13 protein-coding genes are annotated in these 19,973 nt (G+C 33.0%); 2 read left to right on the top strand and 11 right to left on the bottom strand.

The features are described 5' to 3' along the window. The first annotated feature begins 175 nt into the window (after positions 1 to 175). Complete coding sequence (gene htpG, locus DWZ69_RS09860; RefSeq protein WP_117999014.1) at positions 176 to 2,164, top strand: molecular chaperone HtpG; 1,989 nt, start codon at positions 176 to 178, stop codon at positions 2,162 to 2,164. 288 nt (positions 2,165 to 2,452) lie between these two features. Here the strand turns inward: htpG and DWZ69_RS09855 are convergent, their stop codons facing one another. Further along, entirely contained in the window at positions 2,453 to 3,382 is a 930-nt protein-coding gene (locus tag DWZ69_RS09855; RefSeq protein WP_117999015.1) for a tRNA-dihydrouridine synthase family protein, read from the bottom strand. Between the two features lie 277 nt (positions 3,383 to 3,659). Here DWZ69_RS09855 and argH point away from each other — a divergent pair, with 277 nt between their 5' ends. Then, positions 3,660 to 5,033 carry an argininosuccinate lyase gene (argH, locus tag DWZ69_RS09850; protein WP_117999016.1) on the top strand — a complete coding sequence of 458 codons (1,374 nt, stop codon included), beginning with the start codon at positions 3,660 to 3,662 and terminating at the stop codon, positions 5,031 to 5,033. Between the two features lie 316 nt (positions 5,034 to 5,349). Here the strand turns inward: argH and DWZ69_RS09845 are convergent, their stop codons facing one another. From DWZ69_RS09845 to DWZ69_RS09800, 10 genes are all read right to left on the bottom strand, one after another. After that, positions 5,350 to 6,627 carry a glutamate-5-semialdehyde dehydrogenase gene (locus tag DWZ69_RS09845; RefSeq protein WP_117999017.1) on the bottom strand — a complete coding sequence of 426 codons (1,278 nt, stop codon included), beginning with the start codon at positions 6,625 to 6,627 and terminating at the stop codon, positions 5,350 to 5,352. A 34-nt stretch (positions 6,628 to 6,661) separates the two neighbouring features. Further along, a complete protein-coding gene (locus tag DWZ69_RS09840) occupies positions 6,662 to 7,825 on the bottom strand; it encodes a DNA/RNA non-specific endonuclease (protein WP_117999212.1) in 1,164 nt (387 codons plus the stop codon). After that, positions 7,806 to 8,216 (bottom strand): hypothetical protein, encoded by a 411-nt coding sequence (locus DWZ69_RS09835; protein WP_117999018.1) that lies wholly within the window; start codon positions 8,214 to 8,216, stop codon positions 7,806 to 7,808. The genes DWZ69_RS09840 and DWZ69_RS09835 overlap by 20 nt, the downstream gene beginning before the upstream one ends. A 118-nt stretch (positions 8,217 to 8,334) precedes the next feature. Then, positions 8,335 to 9,246 carry a mechanosensitive ion channel family protein gene (locus DWZ69_RS09830; RefSeq protein ID WP_158561055.1) on the bottom strand — a complete coding sequence of 304 codons (912 nt, stop codon included), beginning with the start codon at positions 9,244 to 9,246 and terminating at the stop codon, positions 8,335 to 8,337. Between the two features lie 114 nt (positions 9,247 to 9,360). Continuing rightward, positions 9,361 to 10,524 (bottom strand): phosphoglycerate dehydrogenase, encoded by a 1,164-nt coding sequence (locus DWZ69_RS09825; RefSeq protein ID WP_117999020.1) that lies wholly within the window; start codon positions 10,522 to 10,524, stop codon positions 9,361 to 9,363. Between the two features lie 85 nt (positions 10,525 to 10,609). Further along, entirely contained in the window at positions 10,610 to 11,692 is a 1,083-nt protein-coding gene (gene serC, locus DWZ69_RS09820) for a 3-phosphoserine/phosphohydroxythreonine transaminase (RefSeq protein WP_117999021.1), read from the bottom strand. 104 nt (positions 11,693 to 11,796) lie between these two features. After that, on the bottom strand, positions 11,797 to 13,488 hold the full coding sequence (gene ilvB, locus DWZ69_RS09815) for a biosynthetic-type acetolactate synthase large subunit (protein WP_117999022.1): 1,692 nt from the start codon (positions 13,486 to 13,488) through the stop codon (positions 11,797 to 11,799). A gap of 18 nt (positions 13,489 to 13,506) precedes the next feature. Beyond that, entirely contained in the window at positions 13,507 to 15,174 is a 1,668-nt protein-coding gene (gene ilvD / locus DWZ69_RS09810; RefSeq protein WP_117999023.1) for a dihydroxy-acid dehydratase, read from the bottom strand. A gap of 30 nt (positions 15,175 to 15,204) precedes the next feature. Then, complete coding sequence (leuB, locus tag DWZ69_RS09805; protein WP_022165005.1) at positions 15,205 to 16,287, bottom strand: 3-isopropylmalate dehydrogenase; 1,083 nt, start codon at positions 16,285 to 16,287, stop codon at positions 15,205 to 15,207. Positions 16,288 to 16,486: 199 nt separating this feature from the next. After that, complete coding sequence (locus DWZ69_RS09800) at positions 16,487 to 19,846, bottom strand: fibro-slime domain-containing protein (protein ID WP_117999024.1); 3,360 nt, start codon at positions 19,844 to 19,846, stop codon at positions 16,487 to 16,489. Between the last annotated feature and the right edge of the window lie 127 nt (positions 19,847 to 19,973).

The raw sequence follows: 19,973 nt of genomic DNA, 5'->3' as shown, positions 1-19,973 counted from the left end.
TAGCACTCTTCTCTGTAGAGTGCTAATTTTTTATTGACTTTTGTTTTTTGTGCGTTAAAATTAATTTTGTTGATAAAAAATCAATGTATAAATACAAAATTTAATTTTCTACAGTAGTTTTATTATTTTAAGACTACTTATTTTAAAATAATTAATTTAAAGGAGTGATTTTGTTATGGCAAAAAACGGAAGTTTATCAATTAACAGCGAAAATATTTTTCCAATTATAAAGAAATGGTTATATTCAGACCACGATATTTTCTTTAGAGAATTGGTTTCTAATGGATGTGATGCTATCACTAAATTAAAGAAGTTAGACATGATTGGCGAAGCTAACGTCCCTAGCGATGAAGAATTCAAAATACAGGTATTAGCAAACCCTGAACTAAAAACTCTTACATTCATTGATAATGGTATCGGTATGACTGAAGATGAAGTTGACGAATACATTAACCAGATTGCTTTTTCAGGTGCTGAAGCCTTTTTAGAGCAGTACAAAGATAAAACATCTGAAGACCAGATTATCGGTCATTTTGGTTTAGGTTTCTACTCTGCCTTTATGGTTGCTGACAGAGTAACAATTAACACTTTATCATACAAAGATGGTGCTAAGGCTGTTCTTTGGGATTGTGAAGACGGCATGGACTTTACAATGTCTGATTCAGACAAAACTACAAGAGGTACAGAAATTACTCTTTATTTAAATGAAGACAGCGTTGAGTTCTGTAACTTATATCGAGCTGAAGAAGTTTTAAATAAATACTGCTCATTTATGCCTATAGAAATTTTCTTATCAGATCCAACTAAGGAACCTGAATACGAAACAATTTTAGAGGAAGAAGTTACAGACAAAGATACTGTTGTTGAACATATTGTAGAACCTGCAAAAACTGAAGAAAAAGAAAACGAAGACGGCACAAAGGAAACTGTTGAAGTTGAGCCTGAAAAGAAAAAAGCCAAAGTATTAAAACGTCCTGTAAGCATTAGTGACACTACTCCTCTTTGGACTAAACATCCTAATGAATGTTCAGATGAAGAATACAAAGCTTTTTATCATAAAGTATTTATGGACTATAAGGAACCTTTATTCTGGATTCATTTAAATATGGATTATCCATTTAACTTAAAAGGTATTCTTTACTTCCCTAAAATTAATACAGAATACGAATCAATCGAAGGAACAATTAAATTATATAACAATCAGGTATTTATTGCCGATAACATCAAGGAAGTTATACCTGAATTCCTTATGTTATTAAAGGGTGTTATTGATTGTCCTGATTTACCTTTAAACGTATCACGTTCTGCTCTTCAGAATGATGGTTTTGTTAAAAAGATTTCTGATTACATTACTAAAAAGGTTGCTGATAAATTATCAGGCATGTGTAAGACAGACAAAGAAAACTACGAGAAATATTGGGATGATATTAGCCCATTCATCAAGTTTGGTTGCTTAAAAGATGAAAAGTTCTGCGATAAAATGTCAGACTATGTTCTCTTTAAGAATTTAGACAATAAATATCTTACATTTAAAGAAGCTTTAGAAGAAAATAAGGAAAAACACGAAAACACTATTTTCTACACAAATGATCCTGTACAGCAAAGCCAGTATGTAAATATGTTTAAGGATCAGGGTATTGATGCTATTATTTTAAAAGACAACATCGACCAGCCTTTCATTTCACAGCTTGAAGCCAAAAATGAAGGTGTTAAGTTTAAACGTATTGATGATGAACTTAATGATTCTTTCACAGAAGAATTAAGCGAAGATGAGTCAAAAGATTTAACAGACAAGCTTACTGATGCATTCAAGAAAGCACTTGGACGTGATATTACTATTAAGGTTCAGAAATTAAAAGACGAAAATATTTCTTCAATGATTACTGTTTCTGAAGAAACACGTCGTATGCAGGATATGATGAAAATGTATGGTATGGCAGGTATGGATCCTTCAATGTTTGGCGGTGCCGGAGAAACATTAACTCTTAACGCTAACAACGATTTAGTTAAATACATTGTTGCAAATCCTGAAGGTGAGAACACTGAACTTATTTGCAAGCAGCTTTATGATTTAGCTTTAATCAGTCATACTCCATTAAATCCTGACAGCATGACAGCATTTATTGAACGTAGCAATAAAATTCTTAAGATTTTAACTAAATAATTTGAGTCAGATAATTTGGGATGAATAAAATTTATACCAAATAATTTGAGTCGAATAATTTGGGCTGAATAAAATTTATATCAAATAATTTGAGTCGAATAATTTTAGCTAAATAAAATTTATATATTAATTTATACAACAAAAAATCCATTACTTCCATTTGTTAAGTAATGGATTTTTTATTATGTCTATACTATTAAATCTTTATTTTTTGATTTCTATTGCATTTACGGTTCTTTAACAAATATAGAAATCCAATATTATTTTTAATTAATCGTTTTTTATATTCTATACCACATACTCATTAAAAATCTGTTCTACTGCCTTCTCGTATTTAAATGTACTTTGAGACTTTCTTATCATTTTGGCTGTTTTATGTGGGTCTGTTGTTGCATAGGACAAATAGTTCCACATTTCAATCATCTTATTTAACAGATGTTTGTCAGCACTCATTTCCGCAGCAAAATCCCCGTACAACTTATCGTGAAACTGGCGTAAAGTTTCTTTGGAAATCTTCTCTCCACCTTTGATTTCATTAACAAGATTTGGATTTCTCAACAACCCTCTTCCTAACATTACAGAATCAACATCATAATTTGATACAATATCATTATAATCTTCCACCGAAAATACATTTCCGTTGTAACATAATTTATTTTTGCTTACTTTGTAGGCATAATCAAAACTCTCCATGTTGGGAAGTCCGTTATAAAGCTGAACTCTGGTCCTTGGATGCACAATTACTTCCTCAAAAGGAAACTTATTGTACACTTCCATTATCTCAGGAAATTCACTTTCATCAAAGATTCCAATTCTTGTTTTTACAGAAATTTTCATATCAAGCTTGATAAAAACTTCATCAAAAAACTTTTCCATTAAATGTGTGTCTTTTAAGAAGCCTGCTCCTCTTCCTTTTGGCACAACCGTCCCTGAGGGACAGCCGGCATTTAAGTTAACTTCGTTATAGCCCATTTCCTGAAGCTGCTTTGCCCCTTTTATAAAATATTCAGGATTATTTGCCATAATTTGTGGGACAAGATTAATATTTTCATTGTTTTCGGGAAGTAACTCACGAATTTCTTTTCCTTTTAATTTTGGATTATGACAGGGAGAAATAAAAGGTGCAAAATATTTGTCCGGTGAGACAAAAAACTTTGTAAATGCATTTCTATATATACGACCTGTCACTCCATCTATCGGTGCAAAATATAATTTCATATCTATCTCCATTTTTACTTTTTATCTTTAGCCTGCTCTAGTATAACAAAAGTTTTTTCCAAAGTACACTGCCATTATTTATTCAATTTTAAAGGACAATTTAACAATTATAAAAAGTACCTACTAACACCCATTAATATAAAACATAACTAACATCCACTAATAAAAAAGAATATTTGAAAAACAACATTCAAAATGATATACTTTTATAGTTGTAGCTTAATATATCTTTATGATATTAGCTACTAAAAATAAGAGAAATAAGCGAGGTATACATATGAAATTATGGGGTGGTCGTTTTACTAAAGAAGAGAATCAGTTAGTTCACAATTTTAACGAGTCTCTTTCTTTTGATCAGAAATTCTATGCACAGGACATTCGTGGAAGTATTGCCCATGTTAAGATGCTTGGAAAACAAAATATAATTTCTGAGGATGAAATGAACCAGATTATTAAAGGATTAGAAGGTATCAAGAATGATATAGATAATGGAAATCTTGTTTTCACAAAGGAAAGCGAAGATATTCACAGTTTTGTTGAGGCAAACTTAATCGAAAGAATTGGAGATGCCGGCAAGAAACTTCATACAGGACGTAGCCGTAATGATCAGGTTGCACTTGATATGAAACTTTATACAAGAGATGAAGTTGTTGAAATTAACCAGTTGTTAAAAGACCTTCTCTCTTCACTTTTAAAAGTTATTGACGCAAACACAAATACATTTATGCCTGGTTTTACACATTTGCAGAAAGCTCAGCCTATTACTTTGGCTCATCATTTTGGAGCTTACTTTGAAATGTTTAAAAGAGACAGAGACAGACTTGATGATATTTACGATAGAATGAACTACTGTCCTTTAGGTTCAGGTGCTTTAGCCGGTACTACTTATCCTTTAGACAGAGAATATACTGCCAGTCTTCTTGACTTTGCAGGCCCTACTCTTAACAGTATGGATTCCGTATCTGACAGAGATTACATTATTGAATTATTAAGTGCTTTATCTACAGTAATGATGCATTTAAGCCGTTTCTGCGAAGAAATCTGCATTTGGAATTCAAACGAATATAGATTTGTAAATATTGATGATTCTTACAGCACAGGTTCAAGTATTATGCCACAGAAAAAGAACCCTGACATTGCAGAATTAATCAGAGGTAAGACAGGTCGTGTTTACGGTGCCTTAACATCAATTCTTACAACCATGAAAGGTCTACCACTTGCTTACAACAAAGATATGCAGGAAGATAAGGAACTTACATTTGATGCTATTGATACTGTAAAAGGATGTATTCTTTTATTTACAGGAATGATTGACACAATGACATTTAACAAAGATGTTATGGAAGCAAGCACAAAGCATGGCTTTACTAATGCTACAGATGCTGCTGACTATCTTGTAAATCATGGGGTACCATTTAGAGATGCTCATGGTATTGTTGGTCAGTTAGTTTTATTCTGTGAAGAAAAAGGCATCGCCCTTGATGATATGACTTTGGAAGAATATAAGGCAATCAGCCCTGTATTTGAAGACGATATATATGAAGCTATTAGCTTAGAAACATGCGTTAATAAGCGAATGACTATCGGTGCTCCGGGACCTGAAGCCATGGAAAAAGTCATTAAAATTTACAAGGAATATTTAAGCAAATAATATTCATGCTAAAATTTATAATAACACATTATATTATTATGAATCTGAGCATAAAAAAAAATTACAAATAAACACACTCTAAAAGTTATACTTACAACTTATAACTATAACTTTTAAGTTAAAACTATTAATAATGATTTTTATATAAGTTTTTAAAAAGGTTATAAAAAAGGTTGTTTAAACAAAGTGATAACTGTAAAAAACAGTTCACCTAAAAGTTTAAACAACCTTTTTATTATGTTATTTATAAGCTTATTGCTTTTAGAATTTCTCTTATGCATTTTCAAATTATTTTTTATGGAATTCCTGCTATATCTTATAAGTCTTTAAAATGGAACTGTTTCTTTCCTTTTGCATAATCATCAACAACATTTCCATTTCCAAATAATTTGTACTTGTAACTTACAAGACCTTCCAATCCAACAGGACCTCTTGCATGAATTTTACTTGTGCTAATTCCAACTTCAGCACCAAATCCATATCTATAACCATCAGCAAATCTTGTTGAACAGTTCTGATAAACTCCGGCAGAATCCACGTATCTCATAAATTCATTTGCAGTTTCACTGTTTTCTGTAATGATACAGTCTGTGTGATGGGAGCCAAAATAATTAATATGTTCAATGGCTTCATCTAATGAATTGATAACCTTTGCTGATACTATGTAATCCAAGTATTCTTTTCTGTTGTCTTCTTCTGTTCCCTGATTGCAACCTGTTAATTTGACGATTTCTTCTGTGCCTCGTAATTCAACATTGTTTTCTTTTAATGCTTCATAAAGCTTTGGTACAAATTCGTCAACTATATCTTTGTGAATCAATAATGTTTCTACAGAATTGCACGCTGAAACATACTGAGTTTTCGCATCTATTATAATTGGAATGGCTTTCTTAAAATCTGCCTCTTTATCTACATAAATATGACAAATTCCATCTGCATGTCCCATTACAGGAATTTTTGTATTATTCATAATATACTGCACAAAAGCATTAGAACCTCTAGGAATAAGCAAATCTACAGATTCGTTGCATGTTAAAAGGTCTGTAATTTCTGATCTTGCTTCTAACTGAAGCATGCAGTTTTCAGGCATACCTGACTTTATAACAGCCTCGTAAATTATGTTAAACAACACTCTGTTGCTGTTCATTGTTTCACTACCACCCTTTAAAATAACGCAGTTTCCACTTTTTATGCAAAGGGATGAAATCTGTATTAAGGCATCAGGTCTCGCCTCAAAAATAACGCCAATTACACCTATAGGACAGGTTTCTCTATAAAGAGTCAAGCCCTCATCTAACTGTCTGTGCATATCCTGTTTAAACAAAGGATCTTCCAGTTTAACTAAGTCTTCAATGCCTGCAATTACATCTCTTAATTTTGTTTCATCAAACTTTAGTCGCTTAATAATAGGTGCTGCAACCTTATCAATTTCAGCCTGTTTTAAGTCCATTGCGTTTGCTTCAAAAATTTCCTGTCGTCTTGCCTTTAATTGTTTTACTACTTCCAGCAACGCCTTATTTCTGGCTTCTTCACTTGTTCCTGCCATTTTAGGTGAAGCCAATTTGACTGCCTTTGCCTCTTCCTTTATATTCATTCTCAACTCCTAACTTGCAATAAATGCATTATATTTAAGGATTACATATTTTACATGGATCATAGCCCTGATTTATAACATCTTCTCTTGTACCTGTATATATACCCTTATTTGACTCACTCATTCGCTTAACACTGCTACATGATGGTAAATGGAATTTGTGAGTATTCATATTTAAAACATATTCAACTTTTCCACTGCTTGATGTGGATTTCTTTGAACCTGATGTACCTGAATTTTTATTTCCGATATTATTTGAATATTTCTTATTATTTTCATTGTCTTCTGTGTTAGCATATTTACCTGTTGATTTGCTATCACCTGTTTTGTAAGTGATACTTACTCCAGGCTGTGCATTGTAACAATACACATTAAATTCAATGCCTGCACCTGAATCCTCAACAGAGTAACCTTCCATCAAGACACCACGTGCAACAATTTCAGAACCGCTAAATATAGGTGTCACTCTATACATTACGTGGTTGTTTGTTTCCTTCACATAATCGGCTACCATATTTTCAAAAGGTAACATACCATCAACATTCAAATATCTTGTTCCCGTAATCAGATTTCTTTCGTTGGCATTTTCACCTGTTAATTGATAGCCAATTAAATGACATCTGTTATACAAATATTTTCCGTCAACAAAAGAATATTTTATTGTATGCCAACCTGTAGGTCTTACAGAACCAATTGCACCACGCTTCTGTGTGGGCATAATATCTCTACCAACTGAAGCAACTGCCACGCCACATCTACCAAGATAATCTAATGAAGAATATGACTCAAAGGATTTTTTTGTTATTTCCTCCTTGGTAAAATATGGTTTGTTGTTATTTATAACTGTGTAAGCCTTGCCTTTAAATTTGAGACTTTTTACATTTATATTTTTATAGCTGGTCTTTTTGACAGTTATACTCTTTTTATTAGATGATGTTTTATTCTTACTACTTTTGCTTTTGCTACTTTTATTCTTACTTTTGCTACTATTGTTTGTTTTATTTTTTGCTTTTGTATTTTGGGTACTAACATTTTCAATATTCTTTGCTACAAATTTTGTTGTCTGTTTTGTTGTAGCTACTGTTGTTTCTGCTTTATCATTGTAATTTGGGTCTGTTTCATGAACAGCCCCCACAACAACAAAACATATAAACAGTGTAATTAGAATCTTTTTTAATTTACTTTTTGATTGTTTCATTTCTCTCATATACCTCTTTTACAATCTTATCATGAGAATATCCCTGAAACTCCAATGTACTAACAAGCTTATATTGTCTTAATGGCAGCTTGTAGTCAGCCGGATAAACTTTATCCCATCTGTATACAACAACTTTTTTTGCCTTCAAAATATCAACAATTTGATTTTCAATAAAACAATACTCATTGTCTGACACCTGATTAAAATAATCTTCAGAAATCTGAATGTTTGCCGGTGTATTTTTAAATAATTCCTTTGAATATTCGTTAATATATAATGTGTTATTTTCTACCATGTGCACAATGTCTCTAATAACATATCTGTCCTTACTCTGTCTTCTTTCATTAAAGAACATACCGTTATTTTCATCTAAACATACTATTGCTATCATATAAATCCACCCCTTATCCTAGTTTTAAATTATCCCTACTAACTATATTTTGAATAATTTTTCAGTTTAAATTCTTTATGTTATATCATTATTCAATCTAATTTACTATTTACAAAACTTACATATTGTCAGCATTATTGTCATTTTTATTATTTATATGAACTTCTAACTGATTATATGGAATTTCTATATTATTCTTTTCAAGCTCAGCTTTTATATTTTCTATTAAATAAAAATATGCATCCCAGTAATCATCGGGTTTTACCCATGCTCTTGTTTCCATATCTATACCACTGTCAGCAAGTTTCATTACAACTACATTGTTTTCTCGTTCTTTATCAACATATTTACAATTTCTTATAACATCCATAACTATTTTTTTTGCTTTATTTATGTCGCTGTCATAATGAACTGAAAACTTAACATCAACACGTTTTCCGTTTTCATTTGAGTAATTTATAATCACTTTTTTTGCCACGTCGCCATTTGGGCATTTAATTATGGTATTATCAAACTTCACAATTGTTGTATAAATAATATCCACCTTTTTTACTATACCTTCATGACCTTCAATTACAACATAGTCTCCCACTTTAAAAGGTCTTGTAAGAAGTAATAAAACACCACCTGCAAAATTTGATAAGCTACCCTGCAATGCCAAACCAATTGCAACACCGGCACTACCTAATACTGTTATAAATGATGTTGTCTCAATTCCAAGTTCTGAACAAATTACAATGAATACAATAAAATATCCTGTTATTTTAATTATTGAATCGACAAATTTTACTACTGCTTCGTCTGCACTTGTTCTGCCGATAATTTTTTTAGAAAGTTTACGCAATAATTTTATAATTATTTTTCCAATAATAAAGATTATTACAGCATTTATAATATTTATTCCTAAACTTATCATTTTAGATGAGAATCCATCAAATAACTTTGAAAGCTCTGAAACTTTTTCAGTGCTATTCTCACTTACTTTTTCACTTATTTCTTCTCCAATATCTGTTGCTAAAAAAAAGTTCATATTACTCTCCATTTTCAGATTATTTCACTCAAATTTTCCTATAACCTTAATTATAAAAAAGAGACTATTCTAATCAATAGTCTCTTTTTTAGTATATAACCTAATTGATTAGTTCTACTTTACTACTCTAACCTTAATTACGCCATCTACAGCATTTAATTTTTCAATTAAAGTATCTGTTGCACTATGGTCTAAATCAATGATTGCGTAAGCAAAATCACCCTTTGACTTATCTACCATGTCTGCAACGTTCACTCCTTCAGCAGCAATTGTTGATGAAAGCTGTCCAATCATGTTTGGTATGTTCTTATGACAAACTGTAACACGACTTGCCTTATCACATACACCTAATGTTGCTGCAGGATAGTTTACTGAATTTTTAATATTTCCGTTTTCAACAAAATCAACGATTTCTTCTACTGCCATAATTGCACAGTTATCTTCTGATTCTGCTGTTGAAGCTCCAAGATGAGGTGTAGCAATAACACCATCTACGTTAGCTAACTTTGGATTAGGGAAATCAGTTACATATCTCTTAACCTTTCCGCTGCTAAGTGCTTCAACAATATCATCATCACAAACTAATAAATCTCTTGCAAAGTTTAAGATTACAACACCATCTTTCATCATGGCAATTGTATCTTTGTTAATCATTTCCTTTGTATCATCTAAAAGTGGTGTGTGAACTGTAATGTAATCACATTCCTTGAAGATTTCTTCTCTTGTCTTAACTACATTAACGGCTCTCTTTAAGCTTAAAGCTCCTTCTACTGAAAGATATGGATCTGTACCATACACTTCCATTCCCATTGATACGGCTGTATTTGCAACTAATCTACCAATTGCTCCTAAACCGATAATACCAAGTTTCTTTCCCTTGATTTCGTTTCCTGCAAAGTTCTTCTTAGCCTTTTCCATATCTTTGCTAATATTTGCATTTTCCTTGTTGTCAACAACCCATCTGTTTCCACCGATGATGTCTCTTGAACCAAGAAGTAAACCACACATTACTAATTCTTTAACACCATTTGCATTTGCACCAGGTGTGTTAAATACAACAACACCATTTTCAGCGCACTTATCAAGGGGAATATTATTTACACCTGCACCGGCTCTTGCTACTGCTAATAAGCTTGCTGGTAAATCTAAGTCATGCATTGCAGCACTTCTTACAAGTGCCACATCTGCCTCATTAAAATCATCTACGATTTCATAGTTATCATTTAATTTGTTAAGTCCTAATTTTGAAATAGGATTTAAGCAATTTACTTTTGTCATTTTTTATGTACCTCCATAAATGTTTTTAATAAGATATTATTTTAAATATTTTAAATTATTTGTAATAACTCTTATTAAACGTAAATTAAGCGTTTTCCTTTTCGAATTTTTCCATAAATTCTACTAAGGCCTTAACACCTTCAATTGGCATAGCATTGTAAATACTTGCTCTCATACCACCAACTGTTCTATGTCCTTTTAAGTTTTCAAGACCGGCAGCCTTAGCTTCTGCAACAAATTTTGCATCTAATTCTTCATCACCTGTAACGAACGGTACGTTCATAAGTGATCTGTCTTCTTTTACAACAGTTCCCTTAAACAACTTGCTGTTATCTAAGAAGTCATAAAGAATCTTAGCTTTTTCTTCATTGTGCTTCTTCATTGCATCGAGTCCACCCATCTTCTTAATCCACTTAAATACTTTTCCACAAATATAAATTCCATAGCATGGAGGTGTATTGTAAAGTGAACCTGCATCTGCCTGTGTTTTCCATGCAAGCATTGTTGGTACTGTGCTGTCAACTTCTTCAGGAATTAAATCTTCTCTAACGATAGCAATTACAACACCTGCAGGACCAACATTCTTCTGAACACCACCGTAAATTACTCCGTATTTTTCTACGTCAACTGGTTCTGATAGGAAACATGAAGATACGTCAGCAACTAAAGTATGTCCTTTTGTATTTGGTAATGTATGATATTTTGTACCATAAATTGTATTGTTTTCACAAATGTATACATAATCAACATCATCATCAATATCTAAATCACTGCAATCTGGAATATAAGAGAAAGTCTTATCTGCTGATGATGCAACTCTCTGTACATCAACATACTTTTCTGCTTCCTGAGCAGCTTTCTTTGCCCACTGTCCTGTAATAATGTAGGCAGCTTTTCCATTCTTCTTTAAGTTCATTGGTACAGCTGCAAACTGCTGTGAAGCTCCACCCTGAAGGAATAATACCTTGTAATTATCAGGAATGTTCATTAAATCTCTAATATCCTGTTCTGCTTCATCAATAATCTGTTGGAAAGCTTTTGAACGATGGCTCATTTCCATTACGCTCATCCCTGTTCCTCTATAATCAAGCATCTCTTCCGCTGCTTCTTTTAATACTTCTTCCGGTAACACTGCCGGACCTGCTGAGAAATTATATACTCTAGCCATTTCTAATCATACCTCCATATATCTTCTATCTTTTTGGGGCTAATTCATTATCATAAATTAACCACTATAACATTATAATTAAAGTCAGTAATTAACTGGCAATATTAACAATCATATCCTAATTCTGCTAAATCTTCTTCTGAGAAAGCTTCACTAATAGCTGTATTAGCAGGAACCATTGGAAATACCTTGTCGTCCTGATCAATCTGAGCATCAATTACGCAAGGGATATTCATTTCAATTGCGTCTTTAAGAGCTGCTTCAAATTCTTCTACAGTTGTAACTCTATATGCTTTTGCTCCCATACCTTCAGCGATTTTAACAAAATCAACTGCATCATTTAATACAGTGTTTGAATATCTCTTTCCATAGAACAATGTCTGCCACTGTCTAACCATACCAAGTACATGGTTGTTAATTACAATCTGAATAATTGGTATATTGTATCTTGTTGCAGTTGCAATTTCATTCATGTTCATTCTAAAGCAACCATCACCTGCGATATTTACGCAAATCTTATCTTTGTTGCCCATCTTGGCACCGATACAAGCTCCAACACCATATCCCATTGTTCCAAGTCCACCTGATGTAATAAGCTGTCTTGATTTCTTATATTTATAGAACTGTGCAGCCCACATCTGATGCTGTCCTACGTCTGTTGTTACAATTGCATCACCGTTTGTAATATTGTAAAGTGAATCAATTACTGCAGGACCTGTTAATTTTGACTTATCTAAGTCTAATGGATACTGCTTCTTTAATTCTTCAATATGAGCCATCCACTGACTGTTGTCTTTCTTTTCAACTTTCTTATTAAGTCTTAATAATACTTCTTTAATATCACCAATAATGCTTGCGTCAGCCTTGATGTTTTTATTAATTTCTGATGGATCAACATCAATATGTACAATGTTTGCATTCTTTGCAAATTCTTTTGCATTACCGATAACTCTGTCACTAAATCTTGCACCTAATACAATAAGTAAATCTGATTCTGTAACACCGAAGTTTGATGCCTTTGTACCATGCATACCAATCATACCTGTGTATCTCTTGTTTGTACCATCAAAAGCACCTTTACCCATAAGTGAATCACATACCGGTGCATCAACTAATTCTGCAAACTCTCTTACTTCCTTGTCCGCTTCTGAAATAACAGCACCACCACCAACTAAGATAAATGGCTTTTCTGATGCCTTAATCATATCTGCAACAGTATTAAGGTCATCTTCTGTAATACTGTCTGAATATCTCTTAATTTCTTCAGGTTCTTTACTTGTAAATTCAATCTTATTAGCTGTAACGTCCTTTGTAATATCTACTAAAACAGGACCAGGTCTGCCACTTTTTGCAATCTTGAAAGCCTTTCTAAGTGTTGGGGCTAAATTTTCGATTTCTTTTACAATAAAATTATGTTTTGTAATAGGCATTGTAGCTCCAACAATATCAATTTCCTGGAATGAATCTTTTCCTAAACCTGACTTTGCAACGTTGGCTGTAATTGCAACAAGTGGTACTGAATCCATATATGCTGTGGCAATACCTGTAACAAGATTTGTTGCTCCAGGTCCTGATGTTGCCATACAAACTCCAACTTTTCCTGTTGAACGTGCATATCCGTCAGCTGCATGAGCAGCTCCCTGTTCATGTGAAACAAGGATATGTGTAATATCGTCTGAATTCTTGTATAATTCATCATAAATATTTAAAATTGTTCCTCCCGGGTATCCGAATACTGTGTCAACACCCTGTTCTTTTAAACATTCAATAACTATTTGTGAACCGTTTAATATCATAGCGTTTCCCTCTTTCCCTTATTTATTTGTTTCTAATATAGCTCCTCTGTTACCTGATGTAACCATTGAAGCGTATCTTGCTAAATAACCTGTTGTAACCTTTGGTGTTCTAGGTTTCCAAGCTTCTTTTCTCTTAGCCATTTCTTCATCTGACACATCAATGTGTAATGTCATTTCAGGAATGTTAATCTTAATAATATCGCCTTCTTCAACTAAAGCAATAGGTCCACCTACTGCAGCTTCAGGAGATACATGACCAATTGAAGCTCCTCTTGAAGCACCTGAGAATCTACCATCTGTTATAAGGGCTACTGTTTCGCCAAGTCCCATACCTGCAATTGCTGATGTAGGGTTAAGCATTTCTCTCATACCAGGGCCACCCTTTGGTCCTTCATATCTAATTACAACAACATCACCGGGAACAATCTTTCCACCCTTAATTGCTGCAATAGCATCTTCTTCACAGTCAAATACTCTTGCAGGACCTTCATGTACCATCATTGATTCTGCTACTGCTGAACGCTTTACAACTGAACCGTCAGGTGCAAGATTTCCTTTAAGCACTGCAAGACCACCTGTCTTACTATATGGGTTATCTGTTGGTCTGATAACTTCAGGATTTCTGTTTACACAACCCTTAATGTTCTCACCAATAGTCTTTCCTGTTACTGTCATACAGTCTTCATTTAATAAGCCAAGTTCACTTAACTCATTCATTACTGCATATACACCGCCGGCTTCATTTAAATCTTCCATGTATGTAGGACCTGCCGGTGCTAAATGACATAAGTTAGGTGTCTTTTCACTAATTTCATTTGCAAATGAAATATCAAAATCAAATCCAACTTCATGTGCAATAGCTGGTAAATGAAGCATACTGTTTGTTGAACAACCAAGTGCCATGTCAACTGTTAATGCATTAAGAATTGCATCTTTTGTCATAATATCTCTTGGTCTTATGTTCTTTCTGTATAAATCCATTACAGCCATACCTGCATGTTTTGCAAGCTTAATTCTTTCAGAGTAAACAGCCGGGATTGTACCATTTCCTTTAAGTCCCATACCTAATGCTTCTGTTAAACAGTTCATTGAGTTAGCTGTATACATACCTGAACATGAACCACATGTTGGACAAACCTTTTCTTCAAATTCTCTAACATCATCTAATGTCATCTTACCTGCTGCATTTGCACCAACAGCTTCAAACATTGATGATAAACTTCTCTTTCTACCATGTACGTGACCTGCAAGCATTGGACCACCTGATACGAAAACAGTTGGCACGTTAACTCTTGCTGCTGCCATTAAAAGTCCTGGTACATTCTTATCGCAGTTTGGAATCATAACTAAAGCATCAAACTGATGTGCCAAAGCCATACATTCTGTTGAATCTGCTATTAAATCTCTTGTTACTAATGAATATTTCATTCCTTCATGTCCCATTGCGATACCATCACATACTGCAATGGCCGGGAACATAATTGGTGTACCACCTGCCATGGCTACACCCATCTTTACTGCCTGTGCAATCTTGTCCAGGTTCATGTGTCCCGGAACAATTTCATTATATGAACAAACAATACCAACTAATGGTTTTGCAAGTTCTTCTTCAGTCATCCCAAGAGCATTAAATAATGATCTATGAGGTGCCTGCTGTATACCTGTTTTTACTGCGTCACTCTTCATAATAATAACCTCCGTCAATATAAATATGTATTATATACGTTTTGCTATTTCATCACCCATTTCCTTACAACCAACTAATGTCATTCCTTCTGACATAATATCAATTGTACGAATGTTATCCTCTAGAACCTTCTGAACTGCTGCTTCTACAGCATCAGCCTCTTTATCTAAATCAAATGAATATCTAAGCATCATGGCTGCTGATAAAATTGTAGCAATTGGATTTGCCTTATTCTGTCCTGCAATATCAGGAGCTGCACCATGACTTGGTTCATACATACCAAACTTATCTTCTCTAAGAGATGCTGATGAAAGCATACCAATTGAACCTGTTACCATACTTGCTTCATCTGATAAAATATCACCAAACATATTTTCAGTTACTACAACGTCAAACTGTGCAGGATCTTTTACAAGCTGCATTGCGCAATTATCAACAAGCATATGTGTAAGAGTAACTTCAGGATAATCCTTTGCTACTTCATTTACAACCTTGTCCCATAATCTTGAACTGTCTAAAACATTTGACTTGTCAACGCTGATTACGCTCTTACGTCTCTTCATTGCTATTTCAAATGCCTTAATTGCAATTCTTCTAATTTCGTTTTCATTATATGTTAATGTATCTGTTGCTGTAAGGACTCCGTTAACTTCCTCTGTCTTTCTTTCTCCAAAGTAAAGGCCACCTGTTAACTCTCTTACAATAATCATGTCAAATCCAGCATCTGCCACTGATTCTTTAAGTGGACATGCATCCTTTAACTCCTTGTAAAGATATGCAGGTCTGAGATTTGCAAAAAGATTTAATCCTTTTCTAATTGCAAGAAGTCCAGCTTCCGGTCTAAGATTAGGTGGTAATTCATACCAACTGTCTTTACCAACTACACCTCCTACGGCTCCTAATAACACAGCATCATTTGACTTTGCTGTTTCAAGTGCCTCATCAGTAAGTGGAACGCCATGTTTATCAATGGAAATACCGCCCATGTCCACTTCTGTGTAGTTAAAGCTGTGTCCAAATTTATTACCGACGACGTCAAGCACTTTTCTTGCCTCTGCTACGATTTCAGGGCCAATTCCGTCACCGGGAATAACTGCAACGTTAAAATTCATTGTAATTCCTTCTTTCTATCTAGTTTAAATTAATATGCTATTAAAGATATACCGTGCCATATTAACTCGTAAAATTATACCTTAAAATCCGTCATATTTCAACCATACATATATAATGTATTTCTTGATTATATTTAACATAAGAAAACTGTCACAATAATTTTTACGATTACTGTGACAGTTATTTTAAACATTATATTTAATTATATTTCTTTTTCTTAATCACTCCAAATACTCCTGCAGCCCCTGCAACAGCAGACATAGCTATTCCTGCAACAATTCCTTTCCATGTTGATTCATATCCTGTCTTTGGAGATATTGTACTTGTAGATACATAACTTGAAGGTGCCTTATATCCATTTCCATCTGAAGTGTAATTATTTTTCTTTATCTGATAATCCACATATTTAGTAATCTTATTTTCACTTGTAGTTTCTTCATCTGCATTTTCTGTCGTCTGTTCTTCCGTTGTTGGCTCTTCTGTTGTAGCCTCTTCCGTTATAGTTTCTTCTGTTGTTGGCTGTTCCGTTGTTGGTTCCTCTGTTGTTGTCTCAGGTGGTGTTTCTATTTCTTTTTGTTTGTATACAAATATAATCAAATTATCTTTAGTCTTAATTTTAATTGTTTTTGCTTTGTCAGATTTTTCGTAACCTTCAATTTCTACAGGTTCTTCTGTAACATCTGTTTTGTATTTTGCCTTTTTTGTAACATCATTAATTAATGAGTTTCCATTTTCATCTACATATCTGACTGTATAGTCATATTCATTAATTACATAATGTGCTATAAAAACTGTGTCCTCCTTAATGTGTTCCTTTGAAGGATCCTCAACTGCTATTTCTTCATTTTTTGTTTTTTTAGTCCAGCCGTTAAAAGTATAACCTTCATTTGCGATTTCATTTGGAGTTTTCTCTACTGTTTCATCGTATTTAACTTTATAGTCTTTTTTGCCATCAATAACTCCATTGCCATCTGTTGTAAATTTTACATTATAGATTTTTTTCTTATAAACAAATACTATTTCATTGTTTTCAACATCAATAGTAATTTCTTTCTTATTACTGTCTACAGCATAACCTTCTATTTCTTCTGCCATTTCTACTACAGGCTCACCGTATTTCTTTTTATCAGCATGCTTTTCAGGCAACAACGGATTTCCTTCTTCATCAACATATTTTACAATATAGTTGTATGATAAAGGACCAAATTTTGCTGTAAAAAGTGTATCCTCCAAAATAATTTCACTGGAAGGATTTTCAGATATAGACACGCCTTGTGAAACTGTTTTCTCCCAGCCTAAGAATTCATAGCCTTTATCAGAAATTGGCGTAGGAACTGATGATACACTACTTTCATATTCAACTTCCTGATTCACATCTCCCCTAACGATACCATGTTTGTCAGCAATGAATTTAACATTAAGCAATTTTAACGGAGAGAGCTGGTCTCTGTCTTTTAAAGTTACCTTTTTCCATTCCACACTAAGTTTGTTATTGTTTTTATCGTAGTTTGGAATCGGACCACTTAAAGTTGCCGTTGCATCTGCCTCAACTCCACTATTATCCATTTCCTTATACATACCTGAAATTACAATTGAATCCCCATTATTCATAATCCACTGATTATTTCCATAAAGTTTTTCAAAAACAGCTGATGCATTTCCATTTTTCAAATCAGCTTTTGAAATTGAAACTTTATCTATTTCTTTATTGTTTTTGTCTACCAAAGAAAATGTTAAACTGTCCTCAACAAAATATCCTTCAGGTATAATTAAACCTTCCTTTGTGATTTTAAATCCGTTTTTATCTACAATAGTCATGTCTTTCATGTTGTCTGATTTTGCAGTTACATTATATTCTTCAAAAACTTTTGTGCCACGTTTTAAGTTTCCTTCAAATGCTTTTCCATTACTGTCTACAAATTTTAAATCAAAATCTGCAGCTATTTCATTTCTTGGAATCACAATATTTGTAGAAGGTGTAACCGGTATGTCAGTTGGTGTTTCTTCAATGGTTCCATTATCTGTGTATTTTTTCAAATCAGCAGTAATTTCAACATTTAAATTAGACTGAGCAACTGAATCATAATTTATTTTTTTTGAAATACCCGAAACGGTAATTTTATCCTCCTTATTTAACTTTACACCGTTAAATTTATCTAGAAATTCTTTTACTTTTTTATTATCAGTTAAATCCTGTTTATCAATAAAAAAGCTGTCCTTAACATTTCCGTTTTTGTCTTTTACTTCCACCTTGATTTTATCAGAAACATTTAAATCCTTTCCATTAAGAGATAATGTATCTTTTCCGATTGTCACTCCCAATGTATCATCAACAAACTTCATGTTCCCCATTTTATCGTTACCTGCTGTAAGAATATATTCAACGTCTATATTTTCTCCAACATTAAGACTATCATACTGCGTTAATGTTTTTCCGTTATTTTTGTATACAACTTCAGTTTTTGCATCTGCCTGTTCTAAAATCATATTAGTTTCAATCATTATGTTGCTGTCTGTTGTATGTCTTTCCATATAAAAGAAATCAAAAGAATAAACTTCTCCATCTATTAAACCTAGTTTTTTAGCAACCTCGTTTACATTTAGAACTTCTGACCTTTTTAAATGTGCACCACCAATGTCTAAGGCTAACTTATTGTCAATAAATAAGTACACATCATCATCTCCACTAAATTTAAATTTAAGATTATCTGATTTTTTATATAAAAACTGACATTTTGCTTTCATTGAGAAATGATAATTGTGATTTTTCTTATCATACTTATTGTACATTTCTGTTCCAAATGGAGCAGTTAAATCACTGTGATTTTTGAGAACATTTTTGTCTAATGGATAAAATCCAACTTCCTGACTTAAAAGATTATTAGAATTTTGAGATATTAATTTGTTTTCAGGATCATAGTTTATTTCGTAATCATTGCTAAATCTGTAAAGATTATTAATCAGGTCAAGCTGTAATGTTGAATATGCATTGGTTTTCTTTGATACCTGATTATTTGTTTCGCACCAGAAATTGTTAAGTCTGTAGTATGCATAATCCATACATGATTTGATATCATCCACTCCTGCACCTTTGTCAAACTTTGCCTTTGTGCTGTTGTAGTCCCCTAAGGTTGCCACTGTTTTCTTGTTTTGTTTCTTAGTTATTTGAGTATATATTTTTTTGTATAAATCCGTTCCGTTTGAATAATAAGTATTCTCCATATAACTTTTTACAAGACTTGCAACTTTTTCGACTACCTTTTGTTTATAAACCGGTCTTCCGTTTTCACCCAGAGTATCTTCCACCAGCCCCTTGCCTGCATCTTGTTCTAACAATTCTGTAATATTTTCCAAACTCAAGTTATTTGAAAACTGATTGTTTAAATCATATTCAAATAACAGATTATCTGACAAATGATCATAAATTATTATAGGCATCTTAAGTGTTTTTGGAGCCTGCGCAGCAGAAACATTTTTATCTTTCGATACAACCCCTGACAATACTGTAGTTATAATCATAACCACAACAAGTCCTAATGAAATAGTTTTCTTTTTCATACTTCCCCCTGTTTCCAACTTTTTGCGAAAGCATCTCCCGTAATGCCCTCACCTTATCCATTATATACACAAGGTTTACAATTTATTCCAATTATTTATATTAATTTAGCTTATTTTCTTAAATAGA

Origin of the sequence: Eubacterium sp. AF34-35BH, assembly GCF_003477765.1 — a bacterium.
In the GTDB taxonomy this organism is placed as follows: Bacteria; Bacillota; Clostridia; order Lachnospirales; family Lachnospiraceae; genus Eubacterium_G.
The sequence above is the reverse complement of the archived record's forward strand: the minus strand, read 5'-3'. Positions and strand labels throughout refer to the sequence as shown.

Bases quoted from the DNA above. Each gene is read 5' to 3' on its own strand.
- htpG (WP_117999014.1), top strand. From the start codon at position 176: ATGGCAAAAAACGGAAGTTTATCAATTAACAGCGAAAATATTTTTCCA.
- DWZ69_RS09855 (WP_117999015.1), bottom strand. From the start codon at position 3,382: ATGAAATTATATTTTGCACCGATAGATGGAGTGACAGGTCGTATATAT.
- argH (WP_117999016.1), top strand. From the start codon at position 3,660: ATGAAATTATGGGGTGGTCGTTTTACTAAAGAAGAGAATCAGTTAGTT.
- DWZ69_RS09845 (WP_117999017.1), bottom strand. From the start codon at position 6,627: ATGAATATAAAGGAAGAGGCAAAGGCAGTCAAATTGGCTTCACCTAAA.
- DWZ69_RS09840 (WP_117999212.1), bottom strand. From the start codon at position 7,825: ATGAAACAATCAAAAAGTAAATTAAAAAAGATTCTAATTACACTGTTT.
- DWZ69_RS09835 (WP_117999018.1), bottom strand. From the start codon at position 8,216: ATGATAGCAATAGTATGTTTAGATGAAAATAACGGTATGTTCTTTAAT.
- DWZ69_RS09830 (WP_158561055.1), bottom strand. From the start codon at position 9,246: ATGAACTTTTTTTTAGCAACAGATATTGGAGAAGAAATAAGTGAAAAA.
- DWZ69_RS09825 (WP_117999020.1), bottom strand. From the start codon at position 10,524: ATGACAAAAGTAAATTGCTTAAATCCTATTTCAAAATTAGGACTTAAC.
- serC (WP_117999021.1), bottom strand. From the start codon at position 11,692: ATGGCTAGAGTATATAATTTCTCAGCAGGTCCGGCAGTGTTACCGGAA.
- ilvB (WP_117999022.1), bottom strand. From the start codon at position 13,488: ATGATATTAAACGGTTCACAAATAGTTATTGAATGTTTAAAAGAACAG.
- ilvD (WP_117999023.1), bottom strand. From the start codon at position 15,174: ATGAAGAGTGACGCAGTAAAAACAGGTATACAGCAGGCACCTCATAGA.
- leuB (WP_022165005.1), bottom strand. From the start codon at position 16,287: ATGAATTTTAACGTTGCAGTTATTCCCGGTGACGGAATTGGCCCTGAA.
- DWZ69_RS09800 (WP_117999024.1), bottom strand. From the start codon at position 19,846: ATGAAAAAGAAAACTATTTCATTAGGACTTGTTGTGGTTATGATTATA.